The organism is Actinomadura sp. 9N215 (assembly GCF_044326345.1).
Taxonomy (GTDB): Bacteria; Actinomycetota; Actinomycetes; order Streptosporangiales; family Streptosporangiaceae; genus Spirillospora.
Genome location: NZ_JBIRBA010000006.1, coordinates 188,989 through 212,442 on the forward strand (window position 1 = coordinate 188,989; position 23,454 = coordinate 212,442).

Genomic DNA, 23,454 nt, shown 5'->3' on the forward strand with positions numbered 1-23,454 from the left:
CGAAAGCGGCTTTGTAGCATCAGCGGTACCGAACATCTGGAGATCTGGAAGGTGGCGCCATGCCGGGGCTGGGGCGACGTCATAATCGGCGGCTGCGCAGGCTGGAGGCGGCATTCGCCAAGCCCTCGCTCACCGGAAGAGAAATGGAGAAGGCCGCGCGCGATTACGTCGGTGCTCTCCTTGAGGAGCTGGAAAAGGATCCGCCGGCCGCGAGCCACACGTTCGGCGAGTACGACGAACGTTTCCCCGCCGACACCTACGCGTCGGTGTTCCGCCCTTCGGACCGTGAACTGCTCGCGAGGTTCGCGTCGGGCCAGGACATGAAGGTGCTGACCGTGGTGTTCGAGGTGGCGACGCGGCTGAGGCTTCCCGCTGTCCAGCGGACCGCCCGGGACCGGCTGGCCGAGCTGCTCGCCGAGCTGGGCGACGCCAACCGCATGGTCACCGGCCTCAACCGCTGGCAGGAGCTGGGGATCCTCGAACGCGACGTCCTCGCGGGCGCGCTGCGGGCGCACATGAGGAAGTCGCCCCTGGGCCGGGACGAGCAGCTGTGGAGCGCGTTCTTCGCCCAGCTGCCGGAGTCGTCGGTGCCGGATCTGTTCGCCGTGCACGCCTTCCTCGGTCATGGCGCGCGGGCCGTCCGGCTGGCTGAGTCGCCCGCCGAACGGCAGGAGGCGCTGCGCTGCTGTCTGCGGTCGTCGCGGATCGAGGACGTCCGGGCCGGCATCGAGCTGGCGCGCGGCGAGGGCGACGCGAACCTCGCCGCTCTGCAGGCGCACGCCGCCGAGCACCTGTTCGAGGCCGCCGAGTACGCCGAGGCGCTGCCGCTCTTCCGGGCCGCGGGACGGCGGGAGCGGGAGAGCGAGTGCCTGGAGCGGCTCGGCCGTCTCGGCGAGGCGCTGGACGCGTGCCCGGCGGACCGTCCTGACCGGCTCGAACGGCTGGCCGGCGAGGTCTGGCCGGAGATCGACGCGCTCGTCGAACGGCGGGAGTTCACCGATGCGGTCACGCGGGCGCACGAGGTCATCGAGTGTCTCGACCGGGCCGTGGAACCGCCCGAGGCCCTGACGCGGCGCCGTGCGGAACTGGCCGCCCGCCGCAAGGCGATCGTCACCGCGGGACGGCTGCATTTCCAGGCCGCGGTCGAGGACGCCGCGGCGGACGACCGGAACGAGGCCTGCCTGCGATGGAGCCGGTTCGAGGAGGGCGCGGGCGACCACGCCGCGGCCGCGCGGCAGGCCGAGAACGCCGGTGACCTGTACCGCGCGCACGGGCTGTACCTGAAGGCCGACCGGCTGGGCGAGGCCGAACGGGTGCTGCGCGGCGACACCGGCGGCCGCGAGGCCCGGGCGGCCGCCCGGGAGGCGGGCGGCGACCTCGTCGGCGCGGCGGAGCTGCACGCGGAGGCCGGGGACCCGGAGCGGGCGATCGCGCTCTACCTGCGGGCGGACCGTCCGGCCGAGGCGGCTCGCCTGCTGATCGAATGGCGCGGCGACGACGCGATCGAGGACGTCCGGCTGATCGACTGCCTGCGCCGCAGCGGCGACACCGACCGGCTCGCCGGGCTGTGCCTGCGGGCCGTCGAGGTCCACGGCAAGGGGACGGCCGGGTTCGAGGAGCTCCGGCGGCTGACGGAGGACTCCCTCCTCCCTCCGCGCCTCGAACAGCAGGTCCGCCAGCGCCTGGAGTCGCTCAGCGCGGACGACCGCGCCGCGTTCGAGGAGCGGGCCGCCGAATGGGTGGCCGAGGCCCGGCTCGACGTCGACCAGCGCTACGCCCGCATCTGGGCGCTCGACCTCGGCACGACCACGTCCGTGGCCGCCATCTACGACACGGTCCAGGGCGAGCCGGTGCTGTGCCCCTGGAAGGGACACCCCTACTTCGCGTCGACCCTGAGCCTCGACGAGGACGGCAACGAACGCGTCGGCGTCGGCGGCGAGGAAATGCTCGCGAGCTGGGTGAAAGGACATATCAGTGCTGCCAAGCGCCGGATCGGCGGCGTGACCAAGTACCGCATGCGCGGCCGCGTCTACCGGTCCGAGGAGGTGGCGGCCCGGTTGATCGCCCATGCGCGCGAAATGGTGGAGGACTTTCTCACCGAGCGGGTGCTGGAACGCGTGGCCGAACTGGCGCGCGCCGAACTCGCCGAGGTCAGGACCGAATGGGTGACGGCGTTGCGGGACGGTCACGACGTCCGGATCGAACGGTCCCAGGCGCTGCTGACCATTCCCGCCTTCTTCCGCAACAACCAGAAACAGGCGACCCGGAACGCCTGCGAGATCGCCGGGGTGGAGCTTGCCCGGCTGATCCACGAGCCGACGGCGGCGTGCATCGCGGCGACCCGGCAGCGGCGGCTGACCGGCGAGATCGTCGTCGTCGACCTCGGCGCCGGCACGCTGGACATCAGCGCCCTGAACGTCGAGGACGACGTCTACGACGTGCACCAGGTCAGCGGCGACACCGGGTTCGGCGGCAAGGACTTCGACACGGCGGTCGCCACGGCGCTGGTGGACCGCCTCGTCCGGGACGGCATCGACGTGCCCGCCAAGGGCAGGGACCGGCTCCGCCTGGAGATCGCCGCCGAGAACCTCAAGATCCGCCTGTCCACGCAGCGCGAGGCCGAGTATCCGATGCCCGGATTCAACGGGGACCCGGGCTTCCGCCTGGAGCTGAGCCGGGACGACCTCGCCGGCATCCTCGCCGAGCGGCTCCGCGGGCTCCGCGACACCTGCGAGAGCCTGCGGTCCGCGCTGCGGGAGGAGCCGGACCATCTCGTCCTGGTCGGCGGCCCGATGCTGTCGCCGCTCGTGGCCGGTGTGGTCGAGGACGTCTTCGGCCTGCGGCGCACGGTGCTCGCCGATCCGCGGACCGCCGTGGCGACGGGCGCGGCGCTGCAGGCCGCCGCGCTCAGCGGCGTGCTCAAGGAGCACCTCCTGCACGACGTCACCCCGATCGCCCTGGGAATCAAGACCTCCCCCGAGCCAGGCACGGAGGAGTTCTCCACCCTGATCGCGGCCAACACCAAGATCCCCGTCAGCCGGAACGGCATGTACACCACGACCCTGGACGGCCAGGACGCCGTCCGCATCGAGGTCTTCAACGGCGACCTCCGCCCGGAGTCCAAGATCGGGCAGTTCGTGCTGGACATCCCGCCCGCGCCCGCGGGCACCCCGGAGATCGAGGTGACGTTCGCCATCGACGCCAGCTGCGTCCTGGAGGTCACCGCGATCGACAAGAGGAGCGGCGGCCGCAAGTCGGTCAAGCTCCGCGACACCACGCTGCTCTCCCCCGACGACATCAGCGTGCTGGCGGAGCGGCGGCGGGCCCAGCTCGAACGGGAGGCGAGGCTGCGGGAGGCGGCGGAGCTCCAGGACGAGCTGTCCCGGCTCGTCGAGGAGGCCGGCCGCGCCCAGCCCGAGGCGCTCTTCCGGGAGTTCCGCGCGCGGCTCGGCGACCACCGCGCCACGCGCGCCCGCCTCGACGAGGCGACCGAGCGGGTGCTCGCGGAGATCTACGGCCCGGCCCCGACCGAGCTGGAGACCGAGCTGCTGGGGCTGCGGGCGCCCATGCTCGACCTGGCCGCCGCCGCGCGGTCCTACCTCGGCCGGGAGGAGGCCGACCTCGCCGAGGGCAGGCACCTGCGGACCCTGCTGGACGACCACCTCGCCCGGCTGCGGTCCGGACTGGCCCAGGTGAGGCTGTGGAACACGGTGCTGACCCGGCTCGCCGACTCCGCGACCGACCCGCGCCGCCGGTTCCGGAGCCGGCACGCCACGGGCGACTACGTCCGCGCGCTCGAAGCGCGGGCCGACCTGCCGGACCGGCTCGACGACGCCGAGGACGTCCGGCGCTGGCTGCACTGCCTGGCCGAGACCGGCGCGGCCGAGGAGTACCGGCGCGCCCTCACCGGCAACGCCGACCTGCTGGGCGCCGTCGTTCTTGACGCCACGCGAACCGAGGAGTTCCTGCCGCGCCTGCGATCGGCCCTCGTCCAGATCGGCACCGGCGGCGGCTTCCTGATCTCGGACCGCCTGGTGATCACCGATCGCCGCCGCCTCGGCGGACGCGCCGCCGAGGACGTCCAGGTGCGCACCCAGACCGGCACGCACACCGTCGGGCACATCTTCACGCCCGAATCACCGCACCTCAGCACGGTCGTCCTCCAGCTCACCGCCCCCGTCGAGGAGCCTCCACTGAGGCTGGGGCACGCGAAGCTCGTCCGGATCGGCGACCGGGTGTACGCCGCCGCCCACCAGTCCCTGCTCCCCGGCGTGGTGGACGCGTTCGAGTCCTTCCCGGAACAGAACCTCAACGTGTTCCGCACCGGCCATACCCTCCCGCCCGACGCCGCGGGCGGCCCGCTGCTCAACGACCTCGGCGAGGCGGTCGGCGTCCTGACCGGCCCTCCCAGCCGCCCCGACGTCGCCTTCGCCATCACCATCGACGACCTCGCCCCCCTCCTCACCGGCGCCGGCTTCGACACGACCACCTAGCCCGAGCAAGGCCCCAGGGTCAGGGCGGGCCGCCCTCCTGGCCGCCCATCTCGTCCGGGTCCAGGCGGGTGCTGATGCCGAGCCGTGCCTGGATCCTGGACCTGCCGACCCGGGGACGCGTCGCGCTGGGAGGACAAGGGACGTCCGGCACCTGGCCGTCCCCAGTGGGCGGCGGGACGCGCATCACGGCCGTGTCCACCGACTGGTGGACGTGAGGTTCAACCCATCGAGGCTGCCGCCGGCAGAGGCTCGACGGCCAGCATTCAGGTGACGGACAGCGCTCTCGCGCAGCACCCTCCTGGAAAGGCAGCCAGTCGATGCGTACTCGACATGCTCTCGTCCTCGCCCTCTCCGCCTCGGCCGTCGCCGTCCCTGCGCTCCACGCCCCGGCCGCCGCGTCTCCCAGCCCCGTGCCGCCCGTCCTCACCTGGCAGCCGTGCGCCAAGCCCGGCGGCCCGGCCGGGCAGGAATGCGCCGAGCTGCCCGTGCCGCTCGACTACCGCGACCCGGACGGCCCGCGGCTCACCCTCGCCGTCTCCCGGCTGCGCAGCGAACGGCCGTCCGCGCGGCGCGGGACCCTGATCGTGATCCCGGGCGGGCCGGGCGCCTCCGGGGTGCAGCGGCTCACGCTGAAGGGGAACGCCCTGCGCGCGGCGTTGGATGGCGCGTACGACATCGTCAGCATGGATCCGCGCGGTGTGGGCGGGAGCACGACGGCGAGCTGCGGCCTCGACGAGGACGACCGGCACCTGGTGAACCTCAAGTCCTGGCCGGGCCCGGGCGGGGACATCACGGAGAACGTCGCCCGCGCCCGCCGCACCGCCGCCGCCTGCGACCGCAACGGCGGCGCGGTGCTGCGCAGCTTCACCACCCTCAACGAGGCACGCGACATCGACCGCTTCCGGCAGGCCCTGGGCGAGCAGCGGCTGTCGGCATGGGGGATCTCGTACGGGACCTACGTCGCGGCCGTGTACGCGCAGAAATACCCGCGCCACACCGATCGCTGGGTGCTGGACAGCAGCAACGACCCCGACCCTGAGCGCGTCGCACGGGGTTGGCTGGCGAACTGGGCACAGGCCGCCGACGACCGGTTCCCCGACTTCGCCGCCTGGGCGGCCGACCCGGCCCGCGAGAGCGAGGGGCTGCGCCTCTCGGAGGGAGCCGAGGACGTCCGCCCGCTCTTCCTCGACCTCGCGGCGCGCCTGGACCGCGCGCCGAAGGAGACCACGACCGCGGGCGTACCGCTCACCGGCAACCGGCTGCGGCAGGCGATGCAGAACGCCCTGTCCAGCGACACCGCCTTCCCCTCGCTGGCCCGGCTGGTCAAGCAGGCCCTGGACCCGGAGGCCACGCCCGTCCTCCCCCCGGACGTCGCCGGACCGCTGCCGGATGAGGACGCGGCCGTGGCGATAGCGGTCGTCTGCAACGACGTCCGCTGGCCGCGCAAGCCGGTCTCCGCCTACGAACGCGCCGTGGCCGCCGACCGCGCACGCCACCCGCTCACAGCCGGTATGCCCCAGAGCATCTGGGGCTGCGTCTTCTGGAACGCCCCCGCCGAGCAGCCTGCCCGCATCACGGACGAGGGCCCGTCCAACATCCTCATGATCCAGAACCGGCGCGACCCCGCCACCCCCCACTTCGCGGGCCTGAAGATGCGCCGGGCACTGGGCGACCGGGCGCGCTTCGTCACCGTCGAAAGCGGCGGCCACGGCGCCTACCTCGGCACCGGCAACGCCTGCGGCGACCGCACCGTCACCGACTTCCTCACCACCGGCCACCGCCCCCACCACGACACAACCTGCCCGGCATAACCGCAAGAAAGGGGACGGCCAAAACCCGGCCGTCCCTTCAAGCGCCCGTTCCTAATCCGCTGATCTTGCTGTTCGGGGCGACGGGCTGACCCGAGGCGGGGGTGCGGACGGTGGCGGCCGGGCCCGCTCTGGAAGGTTTTGTCGCTCGCTGGCGCCCGACGGTCCGCGTGCCCGAGCCTTGTGGGTCAGGGGTTTACCCGACACTCCTCCGGCAATATCACTCTCCGCACATTTCAGTTACGAAGAGTGAGGATGTTGGGATGAGGCTCTCTGCCACCACGGTCCTGTCGACACTGGCCGCCGGAACGACGCTCACCGCGGCCTTGACCCTGGCCTCCGGCCTGGTCGCCGCACCTGCCCACGCCACACCCGCCCGATCCTCCGCCCAGGCGGCCCCGACGCAGCCGTGCCTTGTACCGTTCAAGATGCTGGGGCTCTGCTAGTCGGCGTCAGTGCCCGAACGTGACCATCGATCCCTCGTTCCCGCCCGAGCTGCAGCGCGTGAAGGACACGGCCTACGCCGTGGTGGACGCCGTAGCCGCCGAGGCCCGTGAGGACGCCTCGCTCCTGACGAACATCGGAACTATGATTTCGAAAAGTCCCGCTTAAGCGTTCCGGGCACGGCGAGCTTGCGCCATGAGGGTGCCGACGTGGTCCGGGGTCGGCGCGGCCTCCACATGAGACGTGACCTCCACGAAGCCGTGGGCTTGCAGGATGGCCGTCCAGCCGTCCGGCTCATAGGACCAGCGGTAGAGCCACACCCGTGGACCATCGAAGCCACCGCCATAGATGCCTTGGACGCCGTACGAGCCGGGGACCGCTGGCGCGTGGGAGAAGACCAGCTTGCCGCCAGGATCAGAGGAACGAGCTCGGGAGAGTTATGCCCGTCTAAGGGCTCGTCCGCGGCCAGGGTGAGATAGCCAGAAAGAAGGGACGGCCCAGACGGGCCGTCCCCTTCGGGGGTTTGCAGGTCAGGGGGTTAGGTCGAGCGCGCCGCCCTTGATGTCGGTGAGGAGGGACGTCCACGCGGACGGGGCAATGGAGAGCAGCGGGCCGTCCGCGTCCTTGGAGTCACGAAGCGCAACGAGTCGATTGGGCAGCGCGACCACCTCGACACACTCTGAACCTCCGCCTCCACTCCTGGAGCTCTTGCGCCACAACGCCGCAACTTCAACGCACTCGGTGCCACCGCTGCCACTGTGGCTGCTTTTACGCCATGGACGTTGAACATACTGCTGCCTGGTCATAGCTCAGACACTAGCCGTTCGATGAAGGTCCGGGAGTCGGAAGGCGACAACGCAGCGGCTCTCTGGTGGTCGAAGACCATGTTGTAGCTAGCGATTTGATCGCTATCCTCGAGATACAAGCTAGTTCTGAGGTTCTCAACCAAGACCACAGATAGGTCGCTAGTGGTCAACATAGTGAAGGAACCATTGAGGCCAGCATGGCCACCGACAGCGAAGGGCAATACTTGAAGGGTCACGTTCGGCAGCCTTGAGAGCTCAAGCAGATGAATGAGCTGCTCTTTCATGACCTCAGGTCCCCCAAACTGCTGACGAAGAGCTGCTTCACTCAAAATTGCCCAAAGGTGTGGCGGATTCTCCCCATAGAGGATCTGTTGACGACGCATGCGGATCTCAGCAAGTCCGTCAAAATCGCTCGTTTCACCCAAAACAATGTCACACTCAACGACAGCGCGGATGTAGTGCTGCGTCTGTAGGAGTCCTGAAACCAGATGGAGCTGGAAAGACTTGATTGACGCGGCCTCCGACTCCAGGGAGATGTAATCGAGCGTCGCTGGATCGAGCTTGCCTTCGTAGCGCTGCCACCAGCCTCTCTTCTTGGAGTCTCGGGCTAGGTCGTAGAGGGCCTTGCGGCGGTCGGGGTCGGTTAGTTCGTAGCGGTCGAGCATGTGTTCCAGGGCGGGCTGGCGGATGCCGCGTTTGCCGGTCTCCAGCTTGCTGAGGGAGGACGGGGTGCGGCTCAGCAGGCGGGCGGCCTTCTGGAGGGTGAGGTCACGGCTCTCCCGCAGCTCGCGCAGCATCGTGCCGAGCTTGCGGCTTCGCATGGTCGGGCGCTGCGGGTTGTCCATGGGGTAATCATTACCTGACGATGCGTAATCAGTGAAGGTTGTTGGCCTGGTTGGCCAAAGTGACTGAGTCAAAAGTGACTGGGGCACCTGTGCCCGGGGACATCGGGACGAGGCACGCGAACGCATCGCTTGAGGTGATGCGTCCAGCACATTCTTTTCGGACACAGCGATCCGGAAGGAGTGGAGTAGTGACGGTTCCTACCCTGAGGTTCGACGCGCTTCTGTTGCCCGGGATTGACCGGGCGTCCGGGCACGCGCGGCGCTGGCTGCACGATCTGCTGGGCGAGCACCCGGCGCTGGGCGACGCGTCGCTCTGCATGTGCGAGCTGATCGCGAACGCGCTGCGGTACACGGAGTCCGGGCAGGACGGGCAGATTCAGGTGGAGGTGGGCCATTCGGAGAAGGTCGTCCGCGTCACGGTGATCGACGACGGGGGCGCCGAGACCGTGCCGCACCTGGCCAGGGTGGAGGAGATGACGGAGGGCGGCCGGGGCCTGATCGTCGTCGCGTTCCTGGCCGCGTCCTGGGGCGTCGAGCGGCGAGGCGAGGGCCACGCGGTCTGGTTCGAGGTCCATGCCAGGGCGGAGTCAGAAGCCCATTAGACCGATTTGACCGCTTTAGGTCAGTATCGGCGTCTTTTCTATTATTCGTCCCACAGAGGTGGTGCAATCGCTGGCATCCGGGAGACCCGCATCAGGAATGTGCGGCTTCTCGCGCCCTGATGTGGATCTCGCTCACCACCATTCGCTCCCAAGGGGGACGTGTGAGAATCCGAGAATCCGTGCCGATTCGTCGGCTGGCAGCGTTCTGTATAGCCGTAAGCCTTGCCCTGTCCGTCCAATTCGTGACGTCGGCCCTTCCGGCCAGCGGTGCCGCACCCGAGGGCTCGTACCTGCTGGCCGACGAGGACGTCGCGCCCGGCGTCACGTGGCAGCACGGCGGGAACCGGCTGGACGTGTTCGTCCGCGGCGGGAACAACAACCTCTACCAGAAGTACTGGACGGCGAACGGCGGCTGGTCCGGCTGGGTGAACCTCGGCGGCGTCCTCACGTCAGGCCAGGTCACGGCGGCTTGGCGTGCGGGTGACAGCGAACTGCACGTGTTCGTCCGCGGCGGCAACAACCACCTGTACCAGCTGCGGTGGCGGGCCGGTGAAGGCTGGTCCGAGTGGTTCAACCTGGGCGGTGGTCTCACGTCCGGGCCGAGCGCCACCTGGCACGGCGCCAATCGGCTCGACGTGTTCGTGCGCGGCGGGAACAACTATCTTTATCAGAAATACTGGACGTCGAATGGCGGCTGGTCCGACTGGGTGAACCTCGGTGGCGGATTGACTTCTGGGCCGGGCGCGGCCTGGCGAGCCAACGTCGATGAATTGCACGTGTTCGGCCGGGGCGGGAACAACAATCTGGACCAGCTCCGGTGGCGGTCGAACGGGGGCTGGTCTCAGTGGTTCGACTTGGGCGGCGGACTGACGTCCGGTCCCAGTGCCACTTGGAACGGCGCCAATCGGCTCGACGTTTTCCTTCGCGGCGGGAACAACAACCTCTACCAGAAGTATTGGCGCGAGGGCGGGACCTGGACCGACTGGGTCAACCTCGGCGGCGGGCTGACCTCCGGCCCGGGAGCGGCCTGGCGGCCCAATGGCGACGAGGTGCACGTTTTCGCCAGGGGTGGAAACAACAACCTGTACCAGCTCCGGTGGCGGTCGAGCGACGGCTGGTCCCAGTGGTTCAACCTCGGCGGCGTTATCGAGTAGGCGTCACCGATTCGATGAGCGTGCGGCCGCCTGTCGGGCTGGCGGGCGGCCGCCGTCTTCTACATGTCGGTGCGGGCGGACCACAATTCCGGGAAGACCGCGATTAAGCGGGTTGTGGGTCGCGGAGTGGGAAATGGCACGCGGCCGTGTGGCCCGGGTCGAAGTCGCGCAGCACCGGCTCCTTCTCGGCGCACAACGCCTGCGCGCGCGGGCAGCGGGTGCGGAAGCGGCAGCCGGACGGCGGGTCGAACGGGCTCGGCAGCTCGGCGCCCATCCCGTCCTGGCCGCCGGGCGGCTCGGCGGCCGGGTCCGGCTCGGGGACGGCGGCGATCAGCCCGGCCGTGTACGGGTGCGCGGCGCGCAGGTAGATGTCGTCCGGAGTGCCGACCTCGACCAGCTTCCCCAGGTACATCACCCCGACCGTGTCGGCGAGGTACCGGACGACGGTCAGGTCGTGGGAGATCACCACGTAGGTGAGGCGGTGCCTGGCCTGGAGCCGCTTCATCAGGTTGAGCACCTGGGAGCGGATCGAGACGTCGAGGGCGCTGACCGGCTCGTCCGCGACGATCACGCGCGGGTTGAGCGCGAGGGCCCTGGCCAGGGCGATGCGCTGGCGCTGGCCGCCGGAGAACTCGTGCGGGTAGCGCTCCAGGACGCCGTGCGGGAGGCCGACCTCGTCCAGGAGGTCGCGGATCGCGGCGAGCTGCTCCTTGGCCGATCCGATCCCCTGGGCCGCGAACGGCTCGCGGAGGATGGCGCTGACGCGCATGCGCGGGTCGAGCGCGTCGAACGGGTCCTGGAACATCATCTGGAGGTTGCGGCGATGGCGGCGCAGACCGCGTCCGCGCAGCGCGCCGAGGTCACCGCCGAGCGCGGTGACGCCGCCGGACGACGGCTTCTCCAGCGCGACGATCATCCGGGCGAGGGTGCTCTTGCCGCAGCCGGACTCCCCGACCAGCCCGAACGTCCGGCCCGGCGCGACCGCGAACGACACCCCGGACACCGCCTTGACGCTCCGCCGCCCGCCGGGCCGCAGCGACCGTCCCGCCGCGTACTCCTTCACCAGTCCGTCGACGTCGATCACGGCGTCGGCAGGCTGCGTCTCGTCGTCCGACACGGGCCACGTCTCGTCGTCCAGTACGGCCTGCGCGGCGCCGTCCGGTGCGGGCTGCGCTTCGTCAGGCTGTGCGGGCTGCGTCTCGGACGTGGTCGGGGCGAGTGGGCCGTCGACCGGGTTCCAGCAGGCCAGCGCGTGGCCGGGGCTCGGCTCGGTGAGGGGCGGCTCGTCGGTGCGGCAGCGGTCGGTGGCGTGCGCGCAGCGGGCGGCGAAGCGGCATCCGGCGGGCGGGTGGGCGAGGTCCGGAGGGGAGCCGGGGATGGAGTACAGGGTGTGCTCTCGCCGCTGCGTCAGGCGCGGCGTGCAGGCGAGCAGGGCCTGCGCGTACGGGTGCCGCATGCCCGTGAACAGCTCGTCCGTGCGGGCGCTCTCGACGATGGCGCCCGCGTACATGACGCTGACGCGGTCCGCCCACTGCGCGATCACGCCCATGTCGTGGGTGATCAGGAGCATGGCCATGCCGAGGCGGTCCTTGAGGTCGTGGAGCAGCCGCAGGACCTGCGCCTGGACGGTCACGTCCAGCGCCGTCGTCGGCTCGTCCGCGATCAGCGCCTTCGGCTCGCAGGACAGCGCCATCGCGATCATGACGCGCTGGCGGAGCCCGCCGGACAGCTCGTGCGGGTACTGGCCGAGCCGCTCGGCGGGCCTGGCGATTCCGACCAGCGCGAGCATCTCCAGGGCCCGGTCGCGCGCCTCCTTCGGGCTCGCGCCGCGGTGCAGCCGGACCGGCTCGGCGACCTGCGCCCCGATGGTCCTGGTCGGGTTCAGGGACGTCATCGGGTCCTGGAAGATCATGGCGATCTCGTTGCCGCGGATCCGCTGGTAGTCCTTCTCCGGGAGGCCGACGAGCTCGCGCCCTTCGAGCCTGATCGACCCGGCGGTGACGTGCCCGCCGGGCGGGAGCAGGCCCATGACGGAGAGCCCGGTCATCGACTTCCCGCAGCCGGACTCTCCCACCAGGCCGAGCGTCTCGCCGCGGCGCAGGTGCAGGTCGACGCCGTTGACCGCGCCGACCGTCGACTTCCGCAGCCGGATGCCGGTGGACAGGCCCTCGATCGCCAGCAGGCGGGCGTCGTCGGGTTCGTTCATGTGCGATCTCCTGTGCGGGCGGTGGCCATCAGCGGCGCCGCAGCCGGACGTCGACCGAGTCGCGCAGCGCGTCGCCGACGAAGTTGAACGCCATCACCACCAGGACCAGGCAGCCGCCGACCGGGTAGATCAACCACCACGAGCCGCTGAGCAGGTACGACACGCCCTCGGAGAGCTGCGTGCCCCACTCGACGTCCGGATAGTTGAGGCCGAAGCCGAGGAAGCCGAGCAGCGACACGGCGATGATCGCGTCCGCGACCTGGAAGGTGATGTTCACGATCACGACGCCGAGGGCGTTCGGGATCAGGTGCCGGGCGATGATCCGCGCCTTGGTCGCGCCCATGACCGTCGCCGCCGCGACGAAGCCGCGGGAGCGCAGCGCCAGGACCTCGGCGCGGACGAGCCGCGCCGGGGCCAGCCACGAGAACGCGCCCAGGGTCAGGCTCAGCGACAGGACGGTCGAGCTGAACCGGGTCGCGACGATCAGCACGATGAACAGGAACGGGATCGAGAGGAAGGTGTCGACGACGCGCATCATGAGGCCGTCCACGACGCCTCCGGCGAGACCGGCGACCGTCCCGTAGAGGGTGCCGATCCCGGTGGCGATCAGGGCGGCGAACAGGCCGATCTGGAGGGACGCCCGGCCGCCTTCCATGATCCGTCCGAGGACGTCGAAGCCCTGCGCGTCGGTGCCGAGCGGGTGCGCGCCGCCCGGCGGCAGCAGGCTGCTCACCGGGTCGACCGTGACCTGGTCGGTGACGTAGAGGTACGGGCCGACGAAGCAGAACAGGGCGAAGAAGACGATGATGCCGAGGCCGGTGACGGCGAGCCGGCTCCGCATGAACGCGCGGACGGTGAGCCGCCACCCGCTCATGGTGTCCGGCAGCTTCGTTCCGGCGTCGCCGAGAGGCGTGCGGGGAGCGCCGGTGCGTTCGGTGGCTGATCCGGTCATGCTCACCGCGTCCTCGGGTCGGTGACCGCCACGAGCAGGTCCGCGACGAAGTTGCCGAGGACGGTGAGCGTCGCCGCGACCAGGGTGTAGCCGAGCAGCACCGGATAGTCCTGGTTGTTGAGGCTGTTGAAGAACAGCAGCCCCAGCCCCGGATAGTTGAAGACCGACTCGACCACCAGGTTGCCCGTGAGCAGCAGCGGGATCGACATCCCGATCAGGGTCACCAGCGGGACGCAGGCGTTGCGCAGGAGATGCCGGGTGAGGACCAGGCGCATCGACAGGCCCTTCGCCCGCGCCACCCGGATGTAGTCCTGCGCGAGCTGGTCGAGCGCGGCGGAACGCTGGTACCTGGAATACAGCGCGACCGTGATGCCCGTCAGCGTCAGCACCGGGAGCAGCATGGCGCGCGGCTCGGTGAAGATGACGAAGTTGGAGCTCGACTGGGCCGCCTGGGCGGGCAGGACGCCGAGGCTCATCGCGAACACCTGGATCAGCAGCATCGCGAGCAGGAACACGGGCATCGAGTACGCGACGAAGGTGATCGTCGTCAGCACGTTGTCGCCGACGCTGCCCCGCTTCACCGCCTGGAAGACGCCCAGCGGGACGGCCGCGCAGATCGCGAGGACCAGCGCCACGGCGGACAGCATCGCCGTGCGGCCCGCGTTCTCCGCCAGCAGCGCGTTGACGCTCCGATTCAGCTTGTAGGAGTGGCCGAGGTCGCCGTGGAGCAGGCCGCCCAGGTAGTCGAAGTACTGGACGACGAGCGACCGGTCGTAGCCGTGCTCCCGGTCGAAGGCGGCCACCGCCTCCGGGCTCGCCTGGACGCCGAGGATCGCCCGTCCCGGCGACCCGGACATCCCGTGCAGCAGCAGGAAGGTGATCAGCGAGACGCCCAGGATCACGATCAGCGACGTGCCGAGCCGCCGCAGCACGTACGGGGTCACTTCAGGTACCAGAACTCGGGGGTGAGCACGTTGGCGGGCATGTTGGCGAAGGCGTCCGGCGGGCCGGACAGCTCCTTCTTCCACGCCCAGATGGTGTGCGCGTTCGGCAGCCACAGCACCGGCAGGTCGGTGCGCAGGTGCTCGATCTCCGCCTGGACGGCCTTGCGGTCCTTGCCGTGCACCGATTCGCGGATCAGCCGGTCGGTCTTGGGATCGCTGTAGGCGCCCACGTTGCCCGACCCCTTGCTGTCGAACACGCCCGACATGGTCGGGTACGGCTTCGTGGAGAACCCGCCCCAGGTCGACATGGCCCACTCGCCGGCCTTAGACGGCGCCGCCGGGACGTTGAAGTTCTGGATCAGGAAGCTGAACGTCTTCGGCGCCACCGAGATCGTGATGCCGAGCTTGCGGGCCTCGGACGCGAACGCGGTGCTCACCGCGCTGTGCAGCTGCGGCTCGCTGCGGAAGAAGAGATTGAACTTCAGCGTCTGGCCCTGCGGGATCCCCGCCCCGCACTGGGACGGCCCGGCGCCGGGGCTCTGACAGGTCGTCGCGCCGTTCGGCGTCACCTTCCACCCGTGGTCTTCGAGCAGCTTGCGGGCGGCCGCCGGGTCGTACGGGTAGGGCGCGGTGCCGATGTTCCCGGCCGTGTACGGCGACGTCGCCGGGGCGGGGCCGTAACTCTCGACGGCCGCTCCGTTGTAGATCCCCTTGCTGGAGATATAGCCGGACTGGTTGATCAGCTGCTGCAGCGTCTGCCGGATGTAGTGCTGCGCGTAGAGCTTGCCGACATTGCCGGTCGTGTCCTTGAAGTTGAGCATGATGAAGTTGAAGCCGAGCCTCGGGGCGCCGTAGACGTTGTATCCGGCCGCCTTGAGCGCCGCCACCTGGGCGACATTGTTCTGGTCGACCGTGCCCGCCGTCAGCTTGCCGCTCAGCAGCTGGTTGAACTTGGCGGTCTCGGACGTGAACGGACGGAAGTTCAGCGTCTTGATACGCGGTTTCTGCGGGCCGGTGTACGCCTCGTTCGCCGCCATCGAGTAGAAGTTCGTGGTGACGTCGAAACCGCTCAGCTTGTAGGGGCCGTTCACCGTCTGCCAGAGCGGGTTCTTCGCGAACGAGGCCGGGTCACGCGACGCCTTGTCGAGGAAGGTGTAGATGACCTTGGCGTTCTTGGGCGAGGAATGGTCGAGGACCGGCCCGCCCGCCGCTGCGCGCGACCACTGCTTCACCGGAAGCGGGACGATCGACGTCAGCTGGTTGGCGGTGAACCATTCCGGGTTGTACGGCTCTTTGAGCTTCAGCGTCACCGTGTTCTTCGCGGTCGCCTCGGCACTGGCGATGTTGTCGGGGAACTGGCCCGGGGTGTACTCGGCGAAGTTCGCCGGGCTCTTCTCCAGCGCCGCCTTCACCAGATCGATGTAGAAGACCACGTCATCGGCCACGACGGGGTTGCCGTCGGACCAGGTGTAGTCGTCGCGCATCTTGATGGTGACGGTCTTGTTGGCGTCAGAGAACACCGGGAGCGCGGCAAGGCTGAGCGCCTCGTTGACCTTGGGCTCCGCGCCCTGCGGGAACCAGTACAGCGGCCGGTACATGAGCCGCTGGAACTGGTACGTCACATAGGTCGAATTGAACGCGCCGGGCACGATCGGCAACATGTAGAACGGACCGGCGCCGGGCTGCTGCGCGATTTCGACGGTGCCGCCGTCCTTGGGCGTACCGGACTGGGCGGGCAGCGACCCGAAAGTCTGCGCGCCCGACTTGTGATTCGCCGACGCATTGTTCCCGCCGCCGCTACAAGCCGCCGTGAACGCCAGCAGCACAGCCAACGCACCCACGAATATAGGCCCGTTCCGCCGCGCGTTCGTCGGCCCGTTCCGCCGCGCGTTCGTCGGCCCGTTCCGCCGCGCGTTTGTCGGTGCGTTGTGCCGGGCTTTGAATGTGGTCATCGTCCCCAGACCGCCTTCGCGTAGTTGTGGAAGTTGAGCCCGAGGATCTTTTCGATCCGGGTCGAGGAGTAGCCGCGTTCCGCCAGCAGCCGCGCCAGCTCCCGGAACTGGTCGACGCCGCGCAGGTCGACGACGAACGGGAAGGTGTCGCCGCGCTCGCCCGCGGCGGACGCGCCCGCGGCCTGCCGCCGCGCGACCTGCTCGGCGAGGCTGTCGCGGTAGGCGTCCAGGTCGTCGATGGCGGTGATCGTCCCGTCGGTGCCGATGCCGACGTGGTCCTCGCCGCACACGTCGACCGCGTGCACGATGTGCTCGACCACGTCCGCGGCCCTGGCATGTCCGGACGCGTGGACGAACGGCATGAAGTAGACGCCGACGAAACCGCCCCGCGAGGCGACGAGCCGCAGTTCCTCATCGGTCTTGTTGCGCGGCAGGTCGACGAGCGCGCGGCAGCCCGTGTGGTTGATCGACACGGGCTGCGCGGACGCCCGCGCCGCCTCCAGGCAGGTCCGCTCGCCGCTGTGCGAGAGGTCGACCATGACGCGGTGCTCGTTGAGCGCGTCCACGACCTCGCGGCCGAGCGGCGTGAGGCCCCGGTTGTCCGGCGCCATCGAGCCGTCGCCGACCTGGTTCGCCTGGTTGTAGGTCAGCTGGATGATCCGGACGCCCAGGTCCGCGAACGTGCCGATCCGCTCGGGACGGTCCTCGACGGCGGCGGCGTTCTGGAACCCGTAGATGATGCCGATCTTGCCTTGGCGTTTGGCCTCGGCGATGTCGGCCGCCGTGCCGATCCGGGTCAGATCGTCGGGGTGGTCGCCGATGATGGTGTCCCAGGTGCGGATCTCGTCCAGGGTGTGCTGGTAGGGCGGGAAGTCGCCCAGGGTGTAGCCCAGGGTCACGTTGATCGCGGTCACGCCGGAGGCGTGCGCGTCCGCGAGCGTGCGCGCGTCGATGGTGAGCTGGTCGCTGGTCTGGACGAGGGCCCCGGCGACGTCCGCCGACGCGGGCGCGTTCGGGTTGTCCAGGCCGCCGAGCGCGTTGACGACGATGAAGTCCGTGATGTCGACGCTCACGCGGGTGCCCTTTCGCTGGTGTCCGCGGCGTCGGTGCGCGCGTCAGGCGCGTCCGTCGCCCCGCCGTGGTCCGTGGCGCGGTCGTAGTCGGCGCGGTCGTAGTCGGCGCGGTCGTGGCGGTGGCCGCGCTTGACCGTCGTGATGATGCGGCGGAGGTGGTCGATGTCGTCGTACGGGTCGTCGGCGACGATCACGAAGTTGGCCAGCCGGCCGGGCTGGACCGTTCCCATCGCCGCCTCGTCCCCCACGGCGGACGCCCCGGCCTGCGTGGCCGCGCGGATGACGTCCCGCGGCGGGATGCCCATCGCGTCGACCAGGTAGCGGAGCTCGTCGTGGAGGGACGGGAAGTCGTCGCCGGGCGGCGTCTCGTAGTCGGTGCCGGCGCAGATCGTGACGCCCGCCCGCCGGGCGCGGTCGATGACGCGTTTCAGGACGTCCGGTCCGAGTTCGGCTGCGCCCGGTGAGCCGGACGGGAACACGGCCATCAGGCTCGCGGTCGCGTCGAGGATCGTGCCGCGGCGGCGCATGTCGTCGAGCAGCCCGTCGATGGCGTGGACCGGCGCGGCCAGGAAGCGCTCGTAGGCGTCCGCGAGGTGCTCGCGCTGCGAGGCGTACGTCACCGGACGGTCGGCGGCGAGGTGGAAGGCGAGGTAGTGGGCGTGCGACACGACGTCGACCCCGGCGGCGACGACGTCCGCGGGCATCGCGGGTGACACCGCCGCGTGCGCCCACACGTGCATGCCCTGCCGGTGCGCCTCCGCGGTGATCCGGGCGATCAGCGCGGCGTCGAGGTTGGCGTAGACCTTGATCGCGGTCGCTCCGGTGCCGCGTGCCGCCGCGACCGCCAGCGGGAGGTCGGTGTCGTCGTCGACCGCCTGCATCCAGGGCGCGGCGCCGGGAGTCGTCCCCTGCGTCACCTGCCAGGTGCGCGGGTCGTCGAAGAAGCTCGGGCCCGCCATCAGCGCGGCGCAGTGGACGTCGGGGCCGGGGATCTCGCCGACCAGCGCGGCACGCGCGAGGTCGGCCATCTGCCGCAGGTCGCCGGCCATCTCGCGGATCGCGGTGACGCCGCCGTAGACCTGCCGCCGCATCAGCCGCTCCGCCTGCTCGCGGTTGGGCGGGGTGGAAAGGTGCTGGTGGGCGTCGATCAGGCCGGGCAGGAGGAACGCGCCGCGCACGTCCACCGGCTCGGCGCCGGACACGTCCGACGAGGTCAGCTCGGCGTCGGGCACGACCGCTTTGATCGTCGGGCCGTCGGTCAGCACCGCCATGCCGTGCCGGACGGGGCCGCCCGTCCCGTCGATCAGCGACACGTCGCGGTAGACCGCCGCCCGCCCCGGTTCGGCGGCGGCGAAGGGCATGGGGGCCGGGTCGTTGGCCGCGACCGGTTGCTCGTCTGTGTCCGACATGGCGATCGCTCTGTCTCCGTTCTCCGAGCCTTGCGGGGTGGAGGGCCTTGCGACTCGGGTCGTTACATACACCGTAACAACTGTTTCAAAGCTAGCAACGTCTGATAGTGTGCGTCAAGCATCGGAAGGTGCGCTCACGACCTGGAGGGACGTTGCCCAGACCGGCCAGCTCTGCCGTGGACAAGGCCCTGGACCTCATCGAGACCGTCGTCCGGGCCGACCGCCCGCTCCGGCTCAGCGAGCTGGCGAACCAGGCGGGAATGCACCGCGCCACCGCCTATCGGATCCTGGTGGAGCTGGTCAGACGCGGCTGGATCATGCGCAGCGAGGACCACTACCTGCCCGGCCCCGTCGTGCTCCAGTTCTCCCAGGCCGCGGCCGCGAACTCGCTGGTGGTGCTGAGCCGTCCGGTGCTGCGGTCGCTGTCCGACCAGACCGCGATGATGGTGAACCTGCAGGTCCTCGAACCCGAGGGCGGACGGGTGATCGACGTCGTCCGGCCGCCGCGGCTCGCGATGATCACCGACCTGCTGGGCGAGCTGCTGCCGATCCACAAGTTCGCCGGCCCGATGGCGCTGGTCTCCGCGCTGGACGAGGCCGCCCGCGTCCCCTACCTGCACGCCGCCGAGGAGCGGGGCCATCCGGCGTCCGCCAGGGCCGAGCTGCTGAAGGACATCGACCGCACCCGGAGCACCGGCTTCGCGCTGGAGCGCGGACGCAACGAGGAGGTGATCGCCTCGATGAGCCGCGCGGTGCTCGCCGCCGGCAGCGGACGCCCGATCTGCGCCCTCACGATCGTCGGCCTGGACAGCGAGTTCGACGAGCCCACGCTGGCGAAACTCCAGGACCACCTCAAGGCCGCCACGGCCGAGCTAGAGAACACGCTGAACGGCGAAGCCAGCGCGGCCAGCGCGAAGAACGAAGCCGATGCGGACGGCGGAGCCGCCGACGGCGGAGCCGACCATGGCTGACCCCGCGGGAAGCGGTGTCCTCGTCCTCGACCGGGAGCAGACGCGGGCGGCGGCGCCGCCGGACGCCGTGCTGGCGGCCGTGCGCACCGCGCTCATCGCCGTCGGCCGCGGCGACGTCTCCGCCCCGCCGCGCGTCGCGGCGCACTCGGCGCACGGCCTGCTGGGCGCGATGCCCGGCTATGTCCCGCGGCTGGGGCTGTCCGCCAAGCTCGTCTCGGTGTTCGGCGCCGGCGGAGCGGACGGGCACGGCGCCCACCGCGGCATCGTCGCCCACTTCGACGCCGAGACCGGGCGGCCGCTCGCGGTCATGGACGCCGAGGCGATCACCGCCGTGCGCACCGCGGCCACCGCGACCGCCGCCATGCTGGCCCTCGCCCGGCAGGACGCCGCCCGGTTCGCCGTCATCGGCACCGGGACGCAGGCGCGGGCTCAGATCGGCTTCATCGCGTCCATGGAATCGGCGGAACTGGTGGTCGGCGCGCGGGATCCGGGGCGCGCGGAGCGTCTCGCCGCGGAGCTGTCCCGCGGGTCCGCGACGAGCATCGAGGCCGCGGTCAAGACCGCCGACGTCGTGTTCTGCTGCACGTCCAGCCGGCAGCCCGTCGTCCGCCGGTCGTGGCTCGCGGACGGGGCGCATCTCAGCTCGGTCGGCGGCTCCGACGGGCCGGAGTTCGACGCGGAGACGCTGCGGGCGTCGTCGCTGTTCGTGGAGTGGCCGGGCGCCGTGACCGAGGCGCCCCCGGCCGGCGCATGGGAACTGCAGGACACCGACCCGGCCGACGCCGGCCTGATCGGCGACGTCCTCGACGGACGCCACCCGGGACGGCGTTCGGCCACGGAACTCACGCTGTTCAAGTCGACCGGCCACGCCGCGCTGGACGTCGCGGCGGCCTCGGTGGCCTACCGCCAGGCCCGCGAACACGGCCTGGGCATCAAAGTAAACCTGTAACGGCCCCGGCTCAGGCCCGGCTCCGGTTCAAGCTCGGGCTCGGGTTCGGGTTACGGCTTTCGGGCCACCGCGCCGTAGCCGTCGACGTGAACGGGCTCGCCCAGAGACAGGTCGGGACGCCACTGCGAGATGGAGACCATGCCCGGGTCGACCTTCTCCAGGCCGTCGAAGAGCCCGTCGAGCTGCTCGACGCTGCGCAGCACGTAGGGCAGCGTCCCGGATTCGGCGTACTTCTTCGTGCCGCGCTTGGCTGCCTCGGAGGTGTCGGTGCAGTCCCACAGCACCAGGTAGCTGCCGGACGGCACGCCCGCCATCGTGTCGGACACGATCTGCTTGACGGTCCGGTACTCCTGGCAGAACCCCATCACGCCCATGAACATCACCGCGATCGGCTGGTTGAAGTTCAGCACGTTGGCGGCCTCGGCAAGGATCTGCTGAGGACGGTGGTAGTCGGCGTCGATGTAGTCGGTGACGCCCTCCGGAGTGGTCCCGCGCATCAGCGCGCGGGCGTGCGCGAGGACCATCGGGTCGTTGTCGACGTACACGATGCGGGACTCGGGGGCGGCCCGCTGGGCGATCTCGTGCGTGTTGGACTCGGTGGGCAGCCCGGCGCCGATGTCCAGGAAGTTGCGGATCTTCGCCTCGTTCACCAGGTGGTTCACGACGCGGATCAGGAACTGGCGGGACTGCCGCGCGAGCGGGACGAGGTCGGGGTTCAGCGCGGACGTCGCGTCGCCGACCGCCCGGTCGACCTCGTAGTTGTCCTTGCCGCCCAGCCAGTAGTTCCACGTCCGGGCCGGTGAGGGGATGTCGGTCCGCAGCCGCGCCTGCACGTCCTGAGGCAGATGCGAGGGCTGGTGCGGAGGCGATCCGCCGGGAGCGGTGCCGGATGAGGGCATCGTCGACTCCTCGAAAAGTCTGGTTGGGGAGGATCCTACGCCGATGACACCGCCTCCCCGTTCCGCCCGCACGACGATCCGCGCCCACTGCCGACTTCGGCCAACACAGCCATGCAGGCCTACCTGGCGAGTTCGGCCAACACGACCATGCGCGCCCACCGGGCGACTTCGGCCAGCACGACCATGCGCGCCCACCGGGCGAGGTTGGCCGGCACGGCCATGCGGGGTTATCTGGCGAGGTCGGCTGGTTCGTCCAGGCGCGTCAGCTTCTGTGGGTTGGCCACCGCGTGGATTCGGCGCACCCGTCCGTCCTCGACCACCAGGCTCACCGCGGCCACTCGGCCGTCGATCTCGATCCGGCCGGCGGGGGCGCCGTTGAGCCACACGGCCGACACCGTCCGGTTCGGGCGGGCGAGCAGCTCCGCCACGAGTCCGGCCCCGTGAATCGGAGCCAGGGCGGCGGACGCGAGCCCACCGCCGTCCGCGATCAGGACAACGTCCGGCGCCAGGACGTCCATCAGCTCCTTGACCTGACCGGTGCGCACCGCGGCCAGGAACCGTTCGACCACGACCCGCTGCTCCGACCGGCTCACCCGCACCCGGGGCCGCCGAGCCGCCACACGGTCGCGGGCCCGCCGCGCGATCTGCCGTACCGTGGCAGCCGGCTTCCCGACGGCCTCGGCGATCTCGCCGTAGGGCGTCTCGAAGACCTCGCGGAGCACGAACACCGCGCGTTCCGTCGGAGCGAGCGTCTCCAGGACGGTCAGCATCGCGATCGAGACGCTTTCCGCGAGCTCGACGTCCTCGGCGACGTCGGGGCTGGTCAGCAGCGGTTCCGGCAGCCACTCGCCGACGTAGTCCTCGCGGCTGCGCGACAGCGTCCGCAGCCGGTTGAGCGCCTGCCGGGTGACGAGCCGGACGAGGTAGGCCCGCGGCGCGCTCACCTGCGCGTGGTCGATGCCGGCCCACCGCAGCCAGGACTCCTGCAGCACGTCCTCCGCGTCGGCCGCCGACCCGAGCATCTCGTAGGCGACGGTGAACAGCAGGCTGCGGTGGGTGAGGAAAGGGTCGTCGGTGATCGCGTCCTCGGTCATGCCGTCGACGCCGCGCCGGGCTTCTCCGGGGCCTCGGCCAGCGGAATCTCACACGCTTCCGAGAAGCCCTGCGACGTGACCCCGTTCGCCACGTTGGCCCTGGTCGCCAAGTTGACGTAGGCGATGTACGTGGTGAGCTCGACCATCGCCGCGGGGCCGAGCCGCTCCAGCAGACTCGCGTACTGCTCGTCGGTGACGGTCGGCGGCGTGTCCGACATGGCCTCGGCGTACTCCATCACGTCCCGCTCCAGCGGGGTGAACACGTCCGAGGTCCGCCAGCGCGGCACCTGGCTCGCCTTGGCCAGGTCCAGATCGTCGTTCCGCGCCTGGAAGTAGCCGACGTCGAGGCACCAACTGCAACCGATCTGCGCCGCGACGGCCATGTGCGCGAACGATTTGAGCGTCGTGTCGGCCGCGCTCCAGGCGCCCACCTTGCCGCCGAACTCCAGGTTGTCCTGGGCGAGCACGGGGCTGTGCCACAGCACCTCGACGTTCTCGGACACGCCGCCGAAGTGCTTGATCATGTTCTCCCTGAGCTCGGCGGGAAGCTCGGCCTTCGGAAGGCGCAGCGCCATGATGTTCTCCCTCTAGCTGTGCGTATCGGCTGTTCAGCATGAAGACACCGCCGGGCCCCCGAACGTGACAGCGGGGCCGAGAGGTCGTCAGGTGCCGCTGCATCCGTCCCCGCAATATCCCGCCAGGCCAGGCTTGAGCATCTGATGGTGAGAGGTTCTGGTCAGGTCGTTGGAGGGATGCTCCGGGACGGGCGTACGAGATTCTCTCGGAGTGGAGCAAACGGCGACCCAGGTCTGATATCGGGTGTGAATTACGGGTCGCTTTACGTACGGGCCGG

At 70.3% G+C, this 23,454-nt stretch carries 19 protein-coding genes; 7 read left to right on the forward strand and 12 right to left on the reverse strand.

Translation table 11 applies throughout. The features are described 5' to 3' along the window. Window positions 1-59: 59 nt before the first annotated feature. From ACH34T_RS12810 to ACH34T_RS12820, 3 genes are all read left to right on the forward strand, one after another. On the forward strand, window positions 60-4,493 hold the full coding sequence (locus ACH34T_RS12810) for an Hsp70 family protein (protein ID WP_395992284.1): 4,434 nt from the start codon (window positions 60-62) through the stop codon (window positions 4,491-4,493). Between the two features lie 74 nt (window positions 4,494-4,567). Beyond that, window positions 4,568-4,708 carry a hypothetical protein gene (locus ACH34T_RS12815; RefSeq protein WP_395992285.1) on the forward strand — a complete coding sequence of 47 codons (141 nt, stop codon included), beginning with the start codon at window positions 4,568-4,570 and terminating at the stop codon, window positions 4,706-4,708. Between the two features lie 102 nt (window positions 4,709-4,810). Further along, window positions 4,811-6,304, forward strand: coding sequence for an alpha/beta hydrolase (locus ACH34T_RS12820; RefSeq protein ID WP_395992286.1), 1,494 nt, complete (start codon window positions 4,811-4,813; stop codon window positions 6,302-6,304). Window positions 6,305-6,909: 605 nt separating this feature from the next. On the opposite strand, the gene ACH34T_RS12825 is transcribed toward ACH34T_RS12820, so the two are convergent. The 3 genes from ACH34T_RS12825 to ACH34T_RS12835 form a co-directional block, all read right to left on the reverse strand. After that, window positions 6,910-7,065 (reverse strand): hypothetical protein, encoded by a 156-nt coding sequence (locus ACH34T_RS12825; RefSeq protein WP_395992287.1) that lies wholly within the window; start codon window positions 7,063-7,065, stop codon window positions 6,910-6,912. 210 nt (window positions 7,066-7,275) lie between these two features. Beyond that, window positions 7,276-7,551: a DUF397 domain-containing protein gene (locus ACH34T_RS12830; RefSeq protein ID WP_395992288.1), complete on the reverse strand. Its 276-nt coding sequence runs from the start codon at window positions 7,549-7,551 to the stop codon at window positions 7,276-7,278. Continuing rightward, complete coding sequence (locus ACH34T_RS12835; protein WP_395992289.1) at window positions 7,548-8,396, reverse strand: helix-turn-helix domain-containing protein; 849 nt, start codon at window positions 8,394-8,396, stop codon at window positions 7,548-7,550. Before ACH34T_RS12835 ends, ACH34T_RS12830 begins: the two co-directional genes overlap by 4 nt. A 188-nt stretch (window positions 8,397-8,584) precedes the next feature. Here ACH34T_RS12835 and ACH34T_RS12840 point away from each other — a divergent pair, with 188 nt between their 5' ends. Then, complete coding sequence (locus ACH34T_RS12840; protein WP_395992290.1) at window positions 8,585-8,998, forward strand: ATP-binding protein; 414 nt, start codon at window positions 8,585-8,587, stop codon at window positions 8,996-8,998. Window positions 8,999-9,240: 242 nt separating this feature from the next. Next, on the forward strand, window positions 9,241-10,152 hold the full coding sequence (locus ACH34T_RS12845; protein ID WP_395992291.1) for a hypothetical protein: 912 nt from the start codon (window positions 9,241-9,243) through the stop codon (window positions 10,150-10,152). 103 nt (window positions 10,153-10,255) lie between these two features. Here ACH34T_RS12845 and ACH34T_RS12850 read toward each other — a convergent pair whose 3' ends face one another. From ACH34T_RS12850 to ACH34T_RS12875, 6 genes are all read right to left on the reverse strand, one after another. Beyond that, entirely contained in the window at window positions 10,256-12,358 is a 2,103-nt protein-coding gene (locus ACH34T_RS12850; protein WP_395992292.1) for a dipeptide ABC transporter ATP-binding protein, read from the reverse strand. 28 nt (window positions 12,359-12,386) lie between these two features. Then, window positions 12,387-13,310: an ABC transporter permease gene (locus tag ACH34T_RS12855; RefSeq protein WP_395992293.1), complete on the reverse strand. Its 924-nt coding sequence runs from the start codon at window positions 13,308-13,310 to the stop codon at window positions 12,387-12,389. Between the two features lie 2 nt (window positions 13,311-13,312). Beyond that, on the reverse strand, window positions 13,313-14,254 hold the full coding sequence (locus ACH34T_RS12860; protein WP_395992294.1) for an ABC transporter permease: 942 nt from the start codon (window positions 14,252-14,254) through the stop codon (window positions 13,313-13,315). Further along, window positions 14,251-16,080, reverse strand: a complete 1,830-nt coding sequence (locus ACH34T_RS12865) for an ABC transporter substrate-binding protein (RefSeq protein WP_395992435.1) — start codon at window positions 16,078-16,080, stop codon at window positions 14,251-14,253. Before ACH34T_RS12865 ends, ACH34T_RS12860 begins: the two co-directional genes overlap by 4 nt. A 122-nt stretch (window positions 16,081-16,202) precedes the next feature. Beyond that, window positions 16,203-17,279 (reverse strand): dipeptidase, encoded by a 1,077-nt coding sequence (locus ACH34T_RS12870; protein ID WP_395992295.1) that lies wholly within the window; start codon window positions 17,277-17,279, stop codon window positions 16,203-16,205. Then, the gene (locus ACH34T_RS12875) at window positions 17,276-18,688 is read right to left on the reverse strand and encodes an amidohydrolase family protein (RefSeq protein WP_395992296.1); all 1,413 of its coding nucleotides are present in this window, start codon (window positions 18,686-18,688) and stop codon (window positions 17,276-17,278) included. The genes ACH34T_RS12870 and ACH34T_RS12875 overlap by 4 nt, the downstream gene beginning before the upstream one ends. Before the next feature lie 152 nt (window positions 18,689-18,840). Between ACH34T_RS12875 and ACH34T_RS12880 the strand changes: the two genes are divergently transcribed. Continuing rightward, on the forward strand, window positions 18,841-19,659 hold the full coding sequence (locus ACH34T_RS12880; RefSeq protein ID WP_395992297.1) for an IclR family transcriptional regulator: 819 nt from the start codon (window positions 18,841-18,843) through the stop codon (window positions 19,657-19,659). After that, window positions 19,652-20,608, forward strand: a complete 957-nt coding sequence (locus ACH34T_RS12885; RefSeq protein WP_395992298.1) for an ornithine cyclodeaminase family protein — start codon at window positions 19,652-19,654, stop codon at window positions 20,606-20,608. The genes ACH34T_RS12880 and ACH34T_RS12885 overlap by 8 nt, the downstream gene beginning before the upstream one ends. Before the next feature lie 50 nt (window positions 20,609-20,658). On the opposite strand, the gene ACH34T_RS12890 is transcribed toward ACH34T_RS12885, so the two are convergent. The 3 genes from ACH34T_RS12890 to ACH34T_RS12900 all read right to left on the reverse strand — a co-directional run bounded on the left by ACH34T_RS12890 (window position 20,659) and on the right by ACH34T_RS12900 (window position 23,176). Beyond that, complete coding sequence (locus ACH34T_RS12890) at window positions 20,659-21,507, reverse strand: SAM-dependent methyltransferase (RefSeq protein WP_395992299.1); 849 nt, start codon at window positions 21,505-21,507, stop codon at window positions 20,659-20,661. 227 nt (window positions 21,508-21,734) lie between these two features. Beyond that, window positions 21,735-22,601, reverse strand: a complete 867-nt coding sequence (gene sigJ, locus ACH34T_RS12895) for an RNA polymerase sigma factor SigJ (protein WP_395992300.1) — start codon at window positions 22,599-22,601, stop codon at window positions 21,735-21,737. Further along, window positions 22,598-23,176 (reverse strand): carboxymuconolactone decarboxylase family protein, encoded by a 579-nt coding sequence (locus ACH34T_RS12900; protein WP_395992301.1) that lies wholly within the window; start codon window positions 23,174-23,176, stop codon window positions 22,598-22,600. Before ACH34T_RS12900 ends, sigJ begins: the two co-directional genes overlap by 4 nt. Window positions 23,177-23,454: the final 278 nt, after the last annotated feature.